We start from the raw sequence: 18,490 nt of genomic DNA, 5'->3' as shown, positions 1-18,490 counted from the left end.
GTCGATCAGGCGACAATGGAAAAGCTCTCTTTGAAGCCGGAGCATCTATCTGTTCTGTTCTCGATAGAGCGACTGGCGCTTTACGAGGACATAGATCGAAGTAAGGCGGTGGATCGAAGCGAAAAAGAGGAATGGTTTGGCAAATGGTCTGAAAACCTCCCTGCTGGCTGCGTTCTTCTTAATCGGGGGCAAGTGAAAGAGAGAATTGAAGAACTTGTTGCGCGAGATGGAACTACATGGAAAGCCTTGGTTCTGATTGAACTTGCACGGTTTGTGCCATATGACTCCTATCGTTCTGAAATGGAGTCAGAGGATCCTGACGGAAGGTCAGACTCCTCAATCAAGAAAACAAAATGTCCAAAATTCGATTCAAAAATTCTCGAAGAGTTATGGTGTGATGTAAGCGGCGATTTAGATAAATCCCCGGTGCAGCAGACCGCTAAGGCGCTGAATAAGAATGTCGGCGTATTGGATGGTAGCCGAACCAGGAAGATTGTCGGTGCTGCGGGAACTGCCGCGGTTGCGGTTGCTACGGGAGGTGCAGCTTTTACATTAGCGCCAGTCATAGCGCCGTTGATCGCCGGATCGGCTGTTGCCGGTCTATCTGGTGCTGCTCTTACCAGTGCGAGCCTTGCAGCGGTTGGCGGTGGTGCATTGGCTGCAGGAGGTCTCGGTATGGCAGGTGGCACAGCCATAATCGCTGGTGGCGGCGCAGTCTTGGGTTTGGTCGGTGGTAGTGGGGTAACTGCTGTTACTTCGCTTCTCACTGATTCCAAAGGAGCGTTTGCCCTCGACGAGTGTTCGAAGCTCCTAACATTTTGCCAATCCGACTTTGCTCAAGCTGATATGAAGCCAGAGACGATTGAACGGATGCGACAAGGCCTGCTCGATCAGATTGAACGCATGGAAATTCAGCAGGAGGTTCTTTCTAGACGTTCTGGAGACAAGGAATTAGATAAGTCTGAGAAAAAAGAAACCAAGAAAGAGCTCTCCGGTCTTAAGAAGAGCTTGGGTTACATGCGTAATTGCGAAAAGGAATTGTTGAAGCTGATCAATCAAAAAAGTCACTCGTAGGAGATTACGGTAGCCGCCAAAGACGATGTCGAATTGGTCTGATCAAGTACAGCGCTGGAGCCGGAATCATGACGAGATGTGTATGCATCGGATTCTGCAGATTGTCCTCTTGGGGAATGCAGGGGATATCTCTGATTAAAGTCTTGTTCTGCTTTTTAGTATTCCAGGTTACTGATTGCATTGGAAATGTTAAAGGGGGGTCCAGTTCTCTCTGCTGCCAGACTGTTTGCTTAAGGGTAGTTTTAACTGAATTCAGTTATCCTTTACCGGAATTCAGTGAAAAAGTATATAATTCAGTTAAGGCCAATAGCTCAGAACAGGTGGTGGACGACGGATGGCGTGTGAGTACGGCAAGGAGACTTTGTCCAAGGAATTCAAAAGTGATCTCAAGGGCTTGCCGGACTCCGAATTGGTAGAAGCAGTTGTTGCCTTGGCCAATACGGATGGCGGATGCTTATACTTGGGCGTTGAGGATGATGGCACGCCTACCGGTGCGCAGCAAAAGCATCAGGATCCGGTTGGAATGGCTGCGATGATAGCCAATAAGACTGTGCCACCGATATCGGTTCGTGCACAATTGGTTGGCAATGACATCGCGGTTGTTCAGGTCGAGGTGCCCAAGGCGCAGAGCGTGGTATCAACAAAGTCGGGTAAGATTCTCCGTCGCATGATGAAAGTGGATGGCACGCCTGAAAGCGTACCCATGTATCCGTATGAGTTTGCAACTCGTCTTTCGGATCTGGGAAAGCTCGACTATTCAGCTCAGCCGGTGAGGGGATCAACTCGGGCAGATTTTGATCCGTTGGAACGTGATCGTCTGCGCAGGATCATCACCTCTTATCAATCTGGTGACCAGAATCTTCTTGAGCTTTCGGATGAGGATATGGAAAAATCGCTGCGCCTTGTCGTATCGGTCGATGGGGATTTGACACCAACCTTGGCTGGCTTGCTGCTCATTGGCAACGAAGATGCATTGCAGCAGTTCGTTCCGACGAATGAAGCGGCTTTCCAAGTTCTTAACGGCACTGACATCAAGGTGAACCAGACGTACCATGGCCCTTTGCTCAAGACCATAGAGCAAATATCCGCGTCGTTTAAGCCGTGGAATCCGGGGACGGAGCTGAATGTGGGCCTGTTTTCTTCGATGGTCCCCGAGTTTGACGAAAGGGCTTTTCGAGAGGCTTTGGTTAACGCATTCGGCCATAGGGACTATTCGGTTCTCGGGCGTGTGCGCGTAGTGGTAGACGATGCTGGCTTGACCATCGCCAATCCCGGTGGGTTTGTGGAGGGTATCAATGTTCATAACCTGCTTACAGCTGAGCCACATGGGCGTAATCCATGTCTGATGGATGCATTGAAGAGATCTGGCCTCGCCGAACGCACTGGGCGTGGGATCGACCGCATTTTCGAAGGTGCCCTGAACTATGGCCGTCCTCTGCCTGATTATTCGAGATCCAACGGGCGTGGGGTATCAGTGCTGTTGCCGCGCAGTGCGCCCGACAAGGCTTTTGTGGAGCTGCTGGCCGAGGAGCGTGAGCGTAGTGGCAAATCCATGTCTCTCGATGGGTTGCTTATTCTGGACAAGCTCAAGAGAGAGAGGCGCTGCAGCTTTGACGTGTTGTCGAAATCGATGGACATGAGCGACCAGCGTCTACGCACGGTTTTGGGGCAACTGACTGAATCTGGTCTTATCGAAAGCGCCGGCACTGGGGCTCGCCGAACATATATGTTGGGTGCGAAGGTGTATCGGCGTAGCGGCAAGGTAGTGGAATACGTTCGCCAATCGGACATCGATAGAGTTCGGTACTCCGAATTAATCATCAAGCTGATCCATGAACAAAAAACGGTGAGTAGAAACGACGTGATGGAATTGCTGCACCTTAGCGCGAATCAGGCGTATTACCAGTTGCGGAAGCTCGTTGATGAGGGGCGTATCAGGAAAGTTGGTAGTGGAAAACGTAAAGCACGGTACGAGGCGGTGTAGTGGATAAATCAATTGGGATATCGCTAATCGAGTCTACCTGAATTCAGTTATTTTTAACTGAATTCTGCAAAACCAGTGTCCGTTTTATTCTGTTTCTCAGCATACACGATCGCATACTCGCGAAATGTGATCTTGCTTCCGGTATTGGCCTTGCCCGGAATCTTTGGCGGAGTCCACGCATTCCAGTTGATAGGGTACATGCCTTATTGAGTCATGTCTTGGCCTGAGTCTCTTTCTCTTCATCGAAGTTTTTGTGGATGCGGACAGGGTTTGTACTTTGCGAAGTGCGTGCCATGGTAATCAACCCCCAGCTGTCGCAGACGGATGAACGATGTCGCTTTTGTGCTGAGCGCTTGAGCGCTAAGGCGATACCGCTTAACCCACTCCAGATAACGGGTCAAAAAAGAGAGAAGACGGAGCAGGAACAATCTTTGAAGTGTCGCCAAAAATGTTGCAATCCCGCCCTTCTAAGTAGCAAAAAGGGATTTTTGGAAAACCAAAAATCCCTGCTGGCGGAGGATACGAGATTCGAACTCGTGAGGGCGTGAACCCAACACGCTTTCCAAGCGTGCGCCATAGACCACTAGGCGAATCCTCCATGGCTGCAATGAACGGGACCATAGCCTACGTGACCCTGATCAAGGCAACTAGGAAATAGTAACACAGGGCAAGGATTGCGGGCTAGTCCAGACGTGTCGCCGACAATCCTCGCCCTGTTTCTGTTTTATGTGTTACTTGATTTGATCCATGGAAAGGCCAAGAGCCTCGGCAACACGCTGGCCGTAGTCGGGGTCAGCCTGGTAGAACTGCTTGGTCTCGAGAACCTGGATCTCCTGGTCATCGACAGAGCCCAGGGTGTTCTTGATGGTCTGGATCAGGCGGTCCTTCTCTTCCGGGCTCATCAGCCTGTAGAGACGGCCGGCTGCGGAATAGTAGTCCTTGTCATAGGGGCGGGAGTATTCGGTTTGCCCTTGGACGGCATCGCCGTGCATCCGGGCATCATTGTCTTCCACGGGGCCGCCCTTGCTGTTGGGCTCGTAGTTGACCGATCCATCCTGACCCTGAGACATGAAACCGTCTCGTTCGTAGTTGTGGACCTCGTTGACTGGCCGGTTGATGGGCAGCTGTTCGTAGTTGGCGCCCAGGCGGTAACGCTCGGCGTCCTTGTATCCGAACAGGCGGCCTTGCAGCAGCTTGTCGGGCGAGGGCTCGATGCCGGGGACGAAGTTGGCGGGGGAGAAGGCCGCTTCCTCAACATCATCAAAGTAGTTGGTCGGGTTGGCGTCCAGCACGAACTCGCCTATCTCAATGCGCGGATAGTCCTTCTTGGAGACCACCTTGGTCACGTCGAAGATGTCGTCCTTGTAGTCCAGGCCCTCCTGGTAGGGCAGAATCTGCACGCAGACCTTCCACTTTGGGTAGTCGCCCCGGTCGATGGCATCGTAGAGATCGTGCAGGAGGAAGTCCGTGTCCTCGGAGGCGACCTTGGCGGCGGTCTCGTCGGTCATGTTCTTTACGCCCTGCTCGCTCAGGAAGTGGTACTTGACCCAGAACTGCTCGCCCTTGGCATTGACCCACTTGAAGGTGTGGCTTCCGTAGCCGTTCATGTTCCTGTAGCTGGCCGGGTTGCCCCTGTCGCCCATCAGATAGGTCACCTGGTGAACAGATTCGGGGGAGTGGGACCAGAAGTCCCACTGCATCTCCTGGCTGCGCAGATGCGTGGCCGGGTCGCGCTTCTGCGAGTGGATGAAGTCGGGGAACTTCAGGGGGTCGTTGACGAAGAATACGGGGGTGTTGTTGCCCACCACGTCGTAGTTGCCCTCCTGCGTGTAGAAGCGCAGGGCGAAGCCGCGCACGTCGCGCAAGGTGTCGGGATAGCCGGATTCGCCGGCCACCTGGGAGAAGCGCAACAGGATGGGCGTGGTCTTGCCTGCTCCGTTGAATACGTCGGCCTTGGTGTAGGCGCTCATGTCCTTGGTCAAGGTGAAGGTTCCCTTGGCTCCGGCCCCCTTGGCGTGGACTACGCGCTCTGGTATGCGCTCGCGGTTGAAGTGGGCCAGCTTTTCGAGGAGCTGGTAGTCCTGCATGAGGATGGGTCCGTGAGTGCCCGCCGTCTGGCTATGGTTGTTGTCTGCCCAAGGCTGCCCTTCGTTGGTAGTGAGTTTGTCGTTCATGTCTGCTCGATTCCTGTGACATCTATGATTTTTTGTGATCGGCGGTCCCATGCGGGCCAGGTCTGCGACCTTGCTCCTGGTTAACCGCTCGATCGCTGATAGCAAGACCCTTGATAAAATCCTGCTATCATCCACCGTATCTGACAGGCAAGGGAGTTGGTGGATATGCGCGCTGAGCGAGAGTCGGATATCTCACTAATCAAGCGAGGCGTTTATGACGTCTCGGACAGCACTGCAAAAAAGCCGCCGACATTGCCTTATTCATTCGGCAAATGGCGGCGGCTCTCATCAGAGCATTGATGCTCAGAGCATCTGTATCAGTTCGCCCACATCCTGGATGACCAGCTGGAGGTTGAGCCCAGTCAGGACAGCCACGACGATCCAGGCCAGGAAGGCCATCCATCGGGGGTTGGCGTACTTGCCCATGATCTTCTTGGAGGAGGTGAACCAGACCAGGGGGATCATGGATATGGGCAGGGCCACGCACAGGAAGACCTGGGAGTAGACCAGCAGGCTATCCAGGGCGGACTCCTTGCCGCCGAAGGCGATGGTGCAGATCAGCACGGGAATGATGGAGATCACTCGGGTGACCAGCCTGCGCAGCCAGAGAGGGATCCTCATGCGGATGAAGCCCTCCATGACGATCTGCCCGGTCAGGGTGCCGGTAATGGTCGAATTCTGACCGGAGGCCAGCAGGGCTACGGCGAAGAGGGTTGAGAGCAGTCCTGAGGCGACCGGCCCGGCGATGGTCTTGTCGCCAAGGGCGTTGTAGAGGGCGGTGAAGGTGTCCAGCCCTTCGCCGTGTCCGAAGAACATGGCCGCGCCCAGCACCAGCAGCAGGCAGTTGACCACGAAGGCGGCGGATAGCTGGATGTTGGAATCCCAGGTGGCGAAGCGGACAGCGTTGGCAACCTGACGGTCGTCGCTTCGGTCGAAGTCGCGGGTCTGAACGATGGATGAATGCAGGTAGAGGTTGTGGGGCATGACCGTGGCGCCCACAATGCCCAGAGCCATGGTCAGCTGTCCGTTGCCCAGGATGGCCTTGTCGGGGATGAAGCCGCGGAAGACCGCGGGCATGTCAGGCTTGGCCAGGAAGACCTCGTAGAGGAATACCGCCATGATGACCAGGATCAGGGTGGCCACGATGGCCTCGATGCGGCGGAAGCCGATCTTGGTCAACAGCAGGAGGATGAGCACATCCAGGACGGTCAGCGTCACGCCCAGGACCAGCGGAATGCCGAAGAGCAGCTTCAGGGCAATGGCTCCGCCGATCACCTCGGCGATGTCAGTGGCCATCACGGCCAGCTCCGTGCAGATCCAGAGGACGAAGCTCAGCCGACGGCTGGTATGCTGGCGTGTGGCCTGGGCCAGGTCCAGACCAGTCACGATCCCCAGCTTGGCAGACATGTATTGCAGCATCATGGCGATCAGGCTGGAGATGAGGATGACGCTCATGAGCAGGTAGCCGTACTGAGCACCGCCGCCGATGGAAGTGATCCAGTTGCCAGGATCCATGTAGCCGACTGCCACCAGGGCGCCTGGGCCTGAGAAGGCAGCCAGGTTCTTCCAGAAGGAGGAGGTCGAGTTGGGCACGGAGACTGTGGCGTTTATCTCCTCCAGGGAGCGCCCATTGGCCGTCTCGATGATCGGATGGGATTGGCGCTGCCGACTGGACGGCGGAGTCCTGACTTCGGATCCGGCTGGACTGGCGGACCCTGAGGAGGGTCTGGTCTGACTGTTCGGCATGACACCTTCCTTGATTTCGGTTGCTCAAAGGTCTGGAAGAAAACTTCGACCCTTCGAAGTCTAATGGTGTCACATGAAAATTGCGAGACCTTGACGAGGACATGTCTGTGACATTGTCTACATGCCAGATTCTGCTGATGCTTGACTAAAAATTGGGGGAGGGGCTAAGGAATTGTGCTATAGACTGTGCACATGGACGTCATTCAGCTTTCCACCAATGTCCAAGACTATCTAAAAGTCATTTGGGATCTGGAGGAGTGGGACGATGGCCCAGTCCACCCCACGGATATCGCTGAACGGACCGGCATGAAGCAATCGACCATCTCGGGCGCGCTCTCACGTATGGTCAATGCCGGCTTGGTGGAACACAAGCCTTATGGACGGGTTGGTCTCACTTCGGCAGGTAGGCGCTCGGCCGTTACCATGGTCCGTCGCCACCGCCTTCTGGAGACGTTTCTGGTGGAAGTCCTGGGCTATACCTGGGATGAAGTGCACGAGGAGGCTGATGCCCTTGAGCATGCCGTCTCTGAAAAGTTGGTTGACAGGATTGATCGCTATCTGGGCCATCCAGCCCAGGATCCGCATGGGGATGCCATACCGACTGAATCCGGCAGCATGCCCGTTGTCCCTCTGACGAAGCCTTTGTCCCAGGCGGAAAATGGGCAAACCGTACGCGTATGGCGAGTAAGCGATCAGGATCCAGCATTGCTCAGGTACCTGAGCAGGCACAGGGTGCGCCCAGGGACCTTGCTGAAATTGGTTTCGCCTGGGGACGCATCAAAAGGGGCTCAAGTCTGCGTTCGGAAGATATCTGCTGGGCAAAGTAGTCCCAATAGGGATGAGGATGAATCGAATGGGATTACTGAACCTTTGGAATTGGATGATGCACAGGCTTCAAGAATCCAGGTAGTAATTCAATAGATTTTTATACACTGCAGATGTCGCGGCAGCAGCGATGGTTGTGCTGTCCATCAGGGAACACGTCCATCATCTCCGGCTATGAGTTCATGGATCATTCCACCATGCAATGTTTTTCTGTTGGGAGTCACGGTGTTGGGGGTCATGGCATCCCCTGCATCTGCGGTAAGATCCAGCTAAATTCCCGAAAACGTCCAGACTCTGCCTGGCAGCAAATGAATGGACGTCTCGCTTATCGTCTTCAAGCAAGGTTCCGGACCAATACATACGCCTTTTCTTAGGCTGAAGTGTCCGCTCGGCAGGCCTTGGAACTTTCAGTGACGCTGGAAAGTCTGGTATCTGGTATGTTTCGAAACCAATTCCGCGATCATTGGACGAACTTGGCTTTACCTCCTAAGCTGGTACCAGTGTGGTTGGTGGGTTCATTGTTGCATGACGATTGAAGGGGAGCCGTAACAGTGCTTTGGTCTGTGATTAAAAATATTCTGGTTATTGCTGCTACTGCTGCCATGGCTGGCCCTATGGGATTTCAGCCCAGCGCACCTGGATCCATGGCTGCTGAATGGAATACACAGTCAACAACGCAGGAAAAGGTGGCGGAGGAAGGGCATGCGAGCCCCTCGACAATAGGCGATCAGGACCAGTCGCAGAGCGCGTCTATGCCGGACAACCCCAATCAACCCCTGCCAGAGAAAATCAGCAACGCCATACCCAAGGATGCGACCGTAGTTGCGAATGATCTGGCTTTGACGCCAGACCAGCAGCTTAAGCAATTGGACTCAGGCAAGAAAGTCACCGATCCGAAAATCGTCGGGACATCAACCCGTCAGGCAGATCCTTTGGCCAAGACCAATGGAGAATCATTCATCCCTGTTCATGTGGATAAGGTCAGAAAAGCCATAAAAGATTCCAAGACGGATCCCGATCAACAGACCAAGGGTAACGAAGGTGGAGAGGCGAAACCGGCGACAGTAGATCTTTCGCGGGGCAGGGACGGGGTTCCTGATTCCTCCGTACGGTCGCGTACATCCTTTGCCTCTTTGCAAAATAATGAATACGGTGCTCACTGGGGCTTTTATCAAGGTTCACAGGCATTTTTTGAGGCTGATGGGACTCTCTTCGCGGACCAGGCCAAGGGGGTCATCGATGTTTCTGTGTGGCAGAACACTATAAATTGGGAGGCTGTAAAGAACTCCGGAGTCGACGGCGCCATCATCCGCCTAGGCTACGGTTGGGGCAATGGCCTGGATAAACAGGCCAAGAGAAACATCAGTGAATGCAAGCGTTTGGGAATACCTTTCGGGGTCTATATCTACTCGTACGCCTATGATGCCAATACGGCCGCCGCCGAGGGCGACAATGCGGTCGATTTGTTGAGGCAGGCCGGGGTCAGCCCTTATGATCTCAGCTACCCCGTTCATTATGACTTGGAAAATTGGACTTGGGCAGGTCACAGTCATCCCACCGATCCTGGAACCTATGACCAAATAGTCAATACCTGGTGGGGCAAGCTGTCATCCGCCGGATACAACAGGCTGTCCTTGTACTCATACACCAACTATCTTTATTCCGCCTTGAATTCTGATAACATCCATTCCAAGACGCATTGGGTGGCCAGCTATGGTCCGCGTACGGGTTTTCATTTCAGAAGTGCCGATAAGGGTTGGCAATACAGTAGCAGCGGTTCAGTCAGCGGCATCAACGGACACGTGGATTTGAACGCCTTCAGCAACATACGCAGTCAGCCTGATTTCAATGGAACCGACCCCAATTCATTTGCCGCCAAAGTCACGGACGTGCCTGAAGGGCGTTACTATATCGCCAGTCTTTTTGACAATCGTTATGTCGACGTAACAGGAGCCAGTCCTGACAATGGTGTGCCCCTGGATATCTGGCCCTACAACGGGCAGGACAACCAGCAGTTCTATATCAAGCCGGCAGGTGGCGGTAACTACACTATTGCGACTGGCTACAGCAAAGTGGTGGATGCATCAGGACCCTCGGCTGATAACGGGACGCCATTGATTCAGTTTTCGGCAAATGGCGGTCGCAACCAGCAGTGGACCCTGTATAGGTGCATCGATGGTTCGTACTACATCGCTTCTGTATATGCCGGAAGCCGGAACAAGGTTTGGGACATCACTGCCTCGAATGGTGCCCCGGGATCCAGGCTGGAACTGTGGGCGGCGAATCAAGGCGAAAATCAAAGATTCAAGCTGGTCAGCGTTAATGGAAGCGGCAACGGAAACTCTTCAGCATCAGGTCAATTGGTGAGCGCTGATGGTGGAAAGTACTGGTATGAGAACGGAGAGAAAGCCCGTTCCAAGGAAATATATGATTCTTCTGCCGGACTCTGGTACTGGGCAGGTGACGACGGTCAGCTGGCCAAGGGCTGGAAGACGCTGCCTGATGGGCGAAGGGTGTATTACGATCCCCGCACTTTGGGAATGGCCCATGGCGAAAGGCTCATTGATGGGGCCTGGTATTACTTTGCCTATGACGGCAATATGGTCAGAAGCCGGGATCTCTACCTCACTTCAAACGGCGGAAAATATGTAAGATACGCCGCCGATGGAAAAATGGTCAAGGGCGAAAGCAGCAAGGCCGGCAAATGGTATTTCTTCGACCCCGTTACCGGCGCTATGGCTAAGGGGTGGAAGCATGTGTCGTCCAACGGCGGCAAGTGGGTCTACTACGATCCGTCCAATGGCCAGATGCTCCATGGAGAGGCCTATATCAATGAAAATTGGTACTACTTCAACGATTGGAGCGGCGCCACCACTTATGGATGGAAGCACTTGGCATCCAACGGCGGCAAGTGGGTATATTACGATCCGGTTATGGGATGGATGCTAAAGGGCTGGCAGCGGGTCGAAGGCTCCATGCGCCACTTCGATGAGACGACTGGGGCGGTGCTCAATTGATTGATAGTTTGTCTTTCTAGCAAGCCTTCGCTGGTATCCTGCAAACTTGGTTGAGCATGGGTTTAAAGTTAGAAACCATGAACACTGCTGGGCAATTGAAATCGGACCTGCCTGAAAGCGAGGCAGACGAATCTGCCTCCGGCCACGGCGGGAATGCCGATGATCAGGGTAACGATAGGGGCGCTCCGCAACTCGCCTTGGTGATTCCCTGCTACAACGAGCAGGACGTTCTGCCCATCACCTTGCCCGTTCTGAACACCAAGCTCTCAGACTTGGGAAAGCGTGGGTTCATTACGGAGAACAGCTACATTCTTCTTGTGGATGATGGCTCTCTCGATTCCACATGGTCAATTATCGAGTCGAGTCATTCCCAGTACCCTACGAGGGTGCATGGCCTTAAGTTTTCTCATAATAGGGGACACCAGAACGCCCTGTATGCAGGGCTTATGGAGGCTCTGAGTCGTGGATGCGACGCGGCCATTTCAATGGATGCGGATTTGCAGGATGATCCCGACGCTATTGATGCAATGGTGAAGGAGTATGCCAAAGGAAACGACATCGTCTACGGTGTCAGGGACAACAGGGATACTGACACCGTTTTTAAGCGATCGACAGCGGATCTGTTTTATAAGATGATGTCATGGCTGGGAACTGACACAATACCGAACCACGCTGATTACCGGCTTATGAGCCGTACGGCCTTGGCGGCTCTTTCACACTACACTGAAGTCAATTTGTTTTTGCGAGGCATCGTTCCTTCTCTTGGTTTCCCCCATAGCAAGGTGTACTACAAGCGTGGTTCAAGAGCAGCAGGCGAGTCCAAGTATCCTTTGAAAAAGATGATGTCATTCGCAGTGGAAGGCATTACTTCTTTTTCGATCACCCCGCTCAGAGCCATCACCGGTATCGGTCTCATTTCGGTCGCGGTAGGCATAGTGATCCTTATTTATGTGCTGGTCTCCTTCTTCTGTGGTCGTGCAGTGGCCGGCTGGGGGTCCGTGATGTGTTCAATCTGGATCCTTGGAGGGCTGATCCTGTCAGGCATTGGAGTGGTGGGCGAGTATGTTGGCCGAATCTATTTGGAAGTGAAGCATCGACCCCGCTATATCGTCGAAGAACGCATCTGATATGTACGTCAAACCGCATTTCGACCGGGAAAGTCTCGACAAGATAATTCAAAAGAGGTATTGAACGTGAAATCTGCCCTCTCTCGGCATGCACCGATGCCTATCGAATCGCTGAAGCGTCACGCCGGCATTGCTCTATTGGCCTTCATCCTTAACGTTGTTGCCTTTGCTCCCCTGATTGCCCGTCGACATTACTCGGTGGATTCCTATCACCTGATCGATGATCAGAATGCTCCCTGGTATTTGCAGAATGGCCGATACTCATGGTGGCGTTTGACGCTGACGGCGGACAGCCTCGGTCTGAACCTGGTTTTGCGGCAGCGACTGTTCATGGCAATCTGCATTGTCGGATTCTCCATCTCTTTGGTTATTCTCACGGCCTCTTTTGCCAGGCTGGGTGGAATATCATCCTTTGCTGGGCAGTGCTGTCTGTGTCTGACCTTATCGGTGGTATGGATCAACGTATTCGTACTTGAATTCCTCTTGTTCCCCGAAAGCGCTGTATCTGCAGCCGTCGGTTCCGTATTCGTTAGCTTGGCCGTCAGCCTCATCCTTGGCAGACGGAATGCTTGGCTGTCGGCTGCATCGCTGATTTGTCTTTTGATTGCCCTGGGGTGCTACCAAAGCTTGGTAGGCGTGTTTTTAGCGCTCGCCTTGCTGGGAGGCTGTCTGACTTCTTTGAGGGAAGGACACGAGCCTTTTACACGGGTGGTGCTTCGTTGGGCCAAGGTGCTGGGCATGGCTGCCTTCGGCTCTGCTTTTAATGTCATCTGCGTAAGATATTTGATACATATTAAGTACATAGCCGATCCCGGCCGTGGAGCCAGGCTTTCTTTGCCGACTATTGTCTCCAACGTCAAACAGGTATTGAAATACCAGCTGTCTCTGCTCAATAATGCCGATGGACTCATGCCCAAATTCAGCGTCACCCTGATAATGCTCTTTCTGATTGCCCTGCTGGTGCTGTCTTTCCGTACCAGGCACAATCTGCCTTATGGGCAATTGGCTTGCGCCGCCCTGGTTACCTATCTGGCAGTCTTTGCTCCTCACTACATCGAGAAAAATATTCTCTTGACCCCGCGCAGCAATATGGCTTTTTGGGCTTGGGTTGCGGCAATGACCACGGTTTTTGCGGTTTCCCTGCTCGCATCCCGGCATCAGCCGTTCACGGTCAGGACCCCGATCGAGCCTATGCCGGAACCGGATCGAAAGGTCGAAGTCACGAGGGAGGGGACCGAGGCCTTCCCGGGCTCTGGCAACGGTGCTCAGCATGCTGCAAGGCTTATCGCCGTCTCTGGCGTCTTCCTCCTCTTTTCAAGCGTATGCATGGCGGATATAGCTTATGATGCCTATGTCAGTAATACCCAGGATCAGGCCTATGCCCTGAGCGTCGCGCAGAAGATCAAAGAGCATGAGGCTTCCACCGGGCAACGTGTAACAGCTATCGCCATAGTTCCTGATGCAAGAGTGCATGTCAAATACGACAGTGTGCGTTATCAGCGGTACGAACTGAACCGGCGCATCATGAATACCCCTTATTCAAATTATCAGATGATCAATTATCTGAGTCATTCGAACCTTAGCAAAATTGAGATGCCTCGGTCGGACTATCGCCGCTACTTTGCCGGTCGGGACTGGAACCAGCTCGATCTGGATCAACAGCTGGTATTCTCTGGCGACAAGGCTTATCTGGCCTTGTACTAGCGGCTTGCTGTCTGCTCAGATACGCGAACTGGTTTCGAGCCAGGATGATGCGTTTGCGCTCCTCGGCTGCCATGATGTCCAGGATGATGCCGGCCACGATGAGCAGCAGGCCGGCGATGACGAGCATTACGGATCCGATAAGCGTGGGGAAGCGTAGAACCACGCCGGTTTTCCAATAGTCGATCATGACGCTCAGAGTCAGCACCAGCCCAACCATGGATATCAACAGTCCGGAAAGGCCGAAGAATGGCAACGGCCTGTACTCGCGTATCATGCGAAAGATGGTTGACATGACTTTAATCCCGTCACCGAAGGTATCCAGTTTGCTGACCGATCCATTTGGACGGTCGCGGTACTGGATGGGGATTTCGCAGATGCGCAGGTTGTTATCCAGGCTATGAATGGTCATTTCGGTTTCTACCTCGAAGCCCGAGGAGGTTACGGGGCAGGTTTTGGCAAAGGCGAAGGATACGGCTCTGAAACCGGTCATGACATCCGTCAGATGGGCTCCGAAGAGCAAGTTGATCGAAGACCTGACCAGTCGGTTGCCAAGGCCATGCAAGGGCCGTTTGTTCTCTTGGAAATAGGTGGAGCTGAGACGATCACCGGAGGCCATGTCATATCCCTGGAGGATCTTGGAGACGAGCTCGGGCGCCGCTTCGGCCGGGTAGGTGTCGTCCCCGTCAACCAGCACATAGACATCCGCATCAACTTCCTCGAACATGGCTCTGATGACATTGCCCTTGCCCTGTCGAGGCTCCTGGCAGACGATGGCGTTTCGTTGCCTTGCTATGGAAGCCGTTGCATCCGTGGAATTGTTGTCGAAGACATACAGGTCGGCCGTGGGCAAAGCCCGACGGAAATCGTCGATTACCTTGCCTATAGTCATCTCCTCGTTGTAACAGGGAATAAGTACGGCCACACGTGCTTCCTCGTTCTTCCTTATCTCTTCCACAAGGCACAAGCTTACCAATCAGCGCAACAATGAATCAGGGTTGTATTCTGCGGCTACCTGGTGGTGTTGCAAGGTAGGCGGGAGGTTAAGCTTGCATTATTGACGTATCCATCAGTTGCAAAGGGAATCATGGTCGGACTTCGCAGGACTGGTTCGAATCGAATCAGACCGATCGCACATGGCAAGAACCGTGACGTGTTGCTGCAAGGCAGAGCAATGGAAGGGTGCGTCTTTCCTTTGCTGTTGGGGGTGCTTTTCTCCCTGTCTTCGGATGCAGGAACCTATGGTGCCATTCAATGGGGTCAGGCGCATCTGTATCTGAATATTGTGCTCTATGGACTACTCTTCTGGGTCTTGTTCGCTACGATGTTCCGATTCTGCTTTCCCGATAGGATCGGCTCTTTTTCGGATGACCGAGCCGGAAAGCAAAAAAGCAGCCTGATACGACGGCTGTACTTCAATCATATTGAATCGCCCAGAGGCGTGCTCTGCGATGGCATACGGATTCTTATCTGCTGGCTTCCGTACCTGATACTTCTATACCCGGGGTCGCTTTTTTGGGACACCGGTGATCAACTGGCCCAATACTATGGGATTGCGGCTTTCAGTCAGGCCCCAGGCGTCATATCCGACCGCCATCCCTTTTTTGATACTTTTCTTTACGGTTGGTTTTCCGATCTTGGCCGGTACCTGACGGGCAGTCCGAATTTCGGTTTTTCCTTGTATGTCATAATTCAGTTCCTCCTTTTTGCGCTCTGCATCGCCTGGCTGCTGGCCTATATGTCTACAAGGGCGATGGGGAAAAGAATCATTGCTATTTGCACGGCCTTCTTCTGCCTTTTCCCTCTGGTTCCCATGATGGCCATGATGGTTTGCAAGGATACGACTCATGCCCTGTTTTTCCTGCCCTGGGCCATCATGTTTGTAAAGCTGGTTGATGGCCGGCTGGAACCCTTGAAGAACCCCCGTTTTCTCAGTGCTTTTATTGTTCTGACCCTCCTAAGCTCGCTGACGAAGAAGATGGGCCTTTACATCATTGTGGTGAGCCTGCTCCTGCTGGTTCTCGGCCATTTCCGAAGGAAAATGAAGGTTCTGGCCGCTGGCCTGGCGGCCTCGACATGGCTGGTTGTCAACATGCTGATACCTGCCTGTCTTTTTCCTGTGCTGCACGTGGTACCGGGGGAGAAGGTCGCAGCAATTGTCATGCCTGTACAGGTGCTGTCAAGGACGGCTCATGATCATCCAACAGCAATCGCTGATTCCCAGAAAAAAGCAGTAGATGAGATGATGCCTTTTGGCTGGGAGGGAATGGCTGCAAAGTACATACCTTATATATCTGATCCGGTCACCGGCTATGGGGCGAACGGTCCTCAAGGGTCCCTGCCCGGTTTCGCGCGTTTGTGGGTGAACTTAGGACTTCATCATCCCTTGTCGTATTTGAATGGCTTCTTCTGCTTGGAGGGTGGCTGGACGAGTTTTGTCGGCCCGCAATCCACCAAGGCGCAGAAACCCCCGTATAAGCAAGATCCCATGGTGATGCATGTGTACACATGGACCATGACGAATCCTGATACATACTGGCGGCTGCAAAAGGATCCGCACCCCAATTGGCGTCAACGGCTGGCCGATGAAACATTCCAGACGCTGACAACCATACCGGTGCTGAATGTCTGCTTCTATGTGGCCATCTGGTCATCGGTGGTACCCTTCTTCATTCTGTATGCCGCTTGGCGAAGGCGTGGCAGGCAGCGCTCGAGGGTATTGGCCATGCGGCTGGTGCCCTATTTCGTTTCAGTGCTGAGCCTGTTCGCATACCCCATATCGTTTTCCGTCCCGGGACGGATGGATCCCACAAGGTATGTGTTTCATGCAGTGCTTACGGCTCCCCTGGCCCTGGGGGCTCTGTATTCAGCCAATAAAAAGATGTCTGAAGAGGGGGGTTTTGCCGCCGACCCAGCTTATAAAGGCAGCAATCAAAACAATAGCGGCCACCAGGGCAAGATTGATGAGCATGGGCGCCTTGTAGAATAGATGGAAATGCAGGACCAGATCACGAACCACCAATATCAGCATCAGATGCAGGTAATAGATGCCAAGCGTATTGGATCCAATAGCCGTGACGATTGTACTCAGGCCTGACGGGACTTTCCTGACCTGTATGAATAATTGGAATAGAGCGATGGCCAAGATCAAGGTTAAGATGTTCTGGTAACCAGACTCTATATCGAAAGATATGCCCTTTGTTCGGGCTTGGAACCGTTGCAGGGTGAAAAGCAAACCCCAGGCCAATAGGGCCACGAGAGCAAGGCAGATGTTTTTCGCCCTCGCGCTTGAGAAGTGACGAGACAGCCAGGCTGCTATATCGTGCCCGTAGCCTCCGGCAACGAAATAGACCAGGGCGTAACCATAGTCTCCCAGCATGTTGTATTGGCTGATCGAAGCGAGCACTTGCGGAACCTGATGCCCGCTGTAGCTCGACAGTATGTCTTTGGCATTGTCTCCTAGCGTTACAGCAAATATCAGAGCACCAAGCACAATTGTGACGTAGGCCAGATATCGTTTCCTATTCGGGTCGTCGTAGACAGTCTTCAGTATGGGGAAAACAATGTAAATGGCCAGCAGCGCATTGATGAACCAGAAGTAGCCCAGAGGAACCACGTCGTAAGAGCCGCCCAGAAGATACTGGGGAACGGATTTCCAATCTATGCGTTTGCGCATTAGGGCACTGAGTATCGGCAAGCTAATGATCTTCCATGCCAGCAGGATGAATACCATCCTAAGGATTTTATGAAGATGCTTGTCCGCCGAAAATCGCGAGTTCATCAGAAGATACCCATTGACAGCGAAGAACAGGGGCACTCCGACGACTGAGAAAGTTGACGCGAGGTTGTTCAGTACGGTATCGCTGACAAAACCGGTGTAAAAAATGTAATGTACAAAAATAACAAGAAATATCGCCAGTGATTTTGCCAGATCCAGGCCAGCGATCCGATCCTTGTGGACTCTTTGTCTGGCTGCATGTTCAGGAGGAGCAGCTCTTCGCTGGTCGTTCATCTGCAGCCTCTTCCCCGTGAAAACCTCCAGATTCAATTATGCGCATCCGCCGGCGGGAACTGGCTCCGACATCTATTCCAACTCGGTTCTGGAATGTCAGCAGAATCCACAATCAACCACCTCAACCTGTGTTCTGACTTTACTCCCCTTGGAACTGTGGCCCACATGGTCATTGGGTAATGTTCACCTATTCCCGTCATGATCACTCTATGCATAAAACAATGGGTGCATTTTCCAGGGCGTTCCTTCAGGGCTCTGCTATCGAGCTGTTGGAGAACTGATGAGAGTTGTTCCCTACGGGTAAGGAATAAGGGTCCAGCCTGGTAAAACTAGACTTTGTGGCATGCTGACTGCAAGGAATGCAAGTTCTTAGTGGTCAGGAAGTGTTTATCTTTATAGTTGCCGAAGGTGAGGTGGAGTTAATGTCTACGGGCCTGTCTTTGAGGGAGAAGCGCAACAGACTGAGGCGTCTTGGTACCCGATGCGGTCGGGCCCTGGTGCCTGGCCGTCCACGAATCATTGCCTCTATGACCTCGTACCCTGCCCGCATCGAGACTGTCCACCTGGCTATAAAGTCACTGCTTGCCCAGAAGACCTTGCCAGATGTGATCATTCTTTGGCTCTGCCGATCTGATTTTCCAGGTGGAGAACGTGACCTGCCTTCCAGCTTGAAAGATCTGCTTTGGATGGATGTCCAGGTGCGTTGGGTCGATGATGATTTGAAGCCGCACAAGAAATATTATTGGGCTCTGCGCAAATTTTCGAACGATTTGGTTGTCACAGTTGATGATGATTTAATCTACCGGAATACCATGATTGGGGATCTACTG

General features: G+C 53.1%; 8 protein-coding genes, 1 tRNA gene and 4 pseudogenes. 8 read left to right on the top strand and 5 right to left on the bottom strand.

The window, feature by feature from the left end; translation table 11 throughout:
- A pseudogene (locus tag CI603_RS06425) lies at positions 1-1,074 on the top strand (hypothetical protein); the annotation flags it as partial.
- Positions 1,075-1,408: 334 nt separating this feature from the next.
- Complete coding sequence (locus CI603_RS06420) at positions 1,409-3,058, top strand: ATP-binding protein (protein WP_121913489.1); 1,650 nt, start codon at positions 1,409-1,411, stop codon at positions 3,056-3,058.
- 510 nt (positions 3,059-3,568) lie between these two features.
- On the opposite strand, the gene CI603_RS06415 is transcribed toward CI603_RS06420, so the two are convergent.
- The 3 genes from CI603_RS06415 to CI603_RS06405 all read right to left on the bottom strand — a co-directional run bounded on the left by CI603_RS06415 (position 3,569) and on the right by CI603_RS06405 (position 6,978).
- Positions 3,569-3,656: transfer RNA gene (locus tag CI603_RS06415), tRNA-Ser, on the bottom strand.
- A gap of 133 nt (positions 3,657-3,789) precedes the next feature.
- Entirely contained in the window at positions 3,790-5,232 is a 1,443-nt protein-coding gene (locus tag CI603_RS06410) for a catalase (protein ID WP_121913488.1), read from the bottom strand.
- A gap of 303 nt (positions 5,233-5,535) precedes the next feature.
- Complete coding sequence (locus CI603_RS06405) at positions 5,536-6,978, bottom strand: Nramp family divalent metal transporter (RefSeq protein ID WP_220702266.1); 1,443 nt, start codon at positions 6,976-6,978, stop codon at positions 5,536-5,538.
- Between the two features lie 192 nt (positions 6,979-7,170).
- Here CI603_RS06405 and CI603_RS06400 point away from each other — a divergent pair, with 192 nt between their 5' ends.
- The 4 genes and pseudogenes from CI603_RS06400 to CI603_RS09185 all read left to right on the top strand — a co-directional run.
- Entirely contained in the window at positions 7,171-7,899 is a 729-nt protein-coding gene (locus CI603_RS06400) for a metal-dependent transcriptional regulator (protein WP_121913487.1), read from the top strand.
- 455 nt (positions 7,900-8,354) lie between these two features.
- Positions 8,355-10,820 carry an RICIN domain-containing protein gene (locus tag CI603_RS06395; RefSeq protein ID WP_121913486.1) on the top strand — a complete coding sequence of 822 codons (2,466 nt, stop codon included), beginning with the start codon at positions 8,355-8,357 and terminating at the stop codon, positions 10,818-10,820.
- 56 nt (positions 10,821-10,876) lie between these two features.
- Positions 10,877-11,947, top strand: coding sequence for a glycosyltransferase family 2 protein (locus CI603_RS06390; protein WP_259465502.1), 1,071 nt, complete (start codon positions 10,877-10,879; stop codon positions 11,945-11,947).
- A gap of 96 nt (positions 11,948-12,043) precedes the next feature.
- Positions 12,044-13,033 (top strand): annotated as a pseudogene (locus tag CI603_RS09185) (glucosyltransferase domain-containing protein); the annotation flags it as partial.
- A 493-nt stretch (positions 13,034-13,526) separates the two neighbouring features.
- Here CI603_RS09185 and CI603_RS06380 read toward each other — a convergent pair.
- Positions 13,527-14,597, bottom strand: a complete 1,071-nt coding sequence (locus CI603_RS06380) for a glycosyltransferase family 2 protein (RefSeq protein ID WP_121913491.1) — start codon at positions 14,595-14,597, stop codon at positions 13,527-13,529.
- Between the two features lie 138 nt (positions 14,598-14,735).
- On the opposite strand from CI603_RS06380, the pseudogene CI603_RS09115 reads away from it, so the two are divergent.
- A pseudogene (locus CI603_RS09115) lies at positions 14,736-16,364 on the top strand (DUF6020 family protein); the annotation flags it as partial.
- 150 nt (positions 16,365-16,514) lie between these two features.
- Here the strand turns inward: CI603_RS09115 and CI603_RS09180 are convergent.
- Positions 16,515-17,660, bottom strand: coding sequence for an acyltransferase (locus tag CI603_RS09180; RefSeq protein WP_121913484.1), 1,146 nt, complete (start codon positions 17,658-17,660; stop codon positions 16,515-16,517).
- 527 nt (positions 17,661-18,187) lie between these two features.
- Here CI603_RS09180 and CI603_RS09110 point away from each other — a divergent pair.
- A pseudogene (locus tag CI603_RS09110) lies at positions 18,188-18,490 on the top strand (glycosyltransferase family 2 protein); the annotation flags it as partial.

The sequence above is a fragment of the Bifidobacterium sp. wkB338 genome, from assembly GCF_003688325.1.
Taxonomy (GTDB): Bacteria; Actinomycetota; Actinomycetes; order Actinomycetales; family Bifidobacteriaceae; genus Bombiscardovia; species Bombiscardovia polysaccharolytica.
This window is presented reverse-complemented; position numbering and strand designations above follow the sequence as displayed.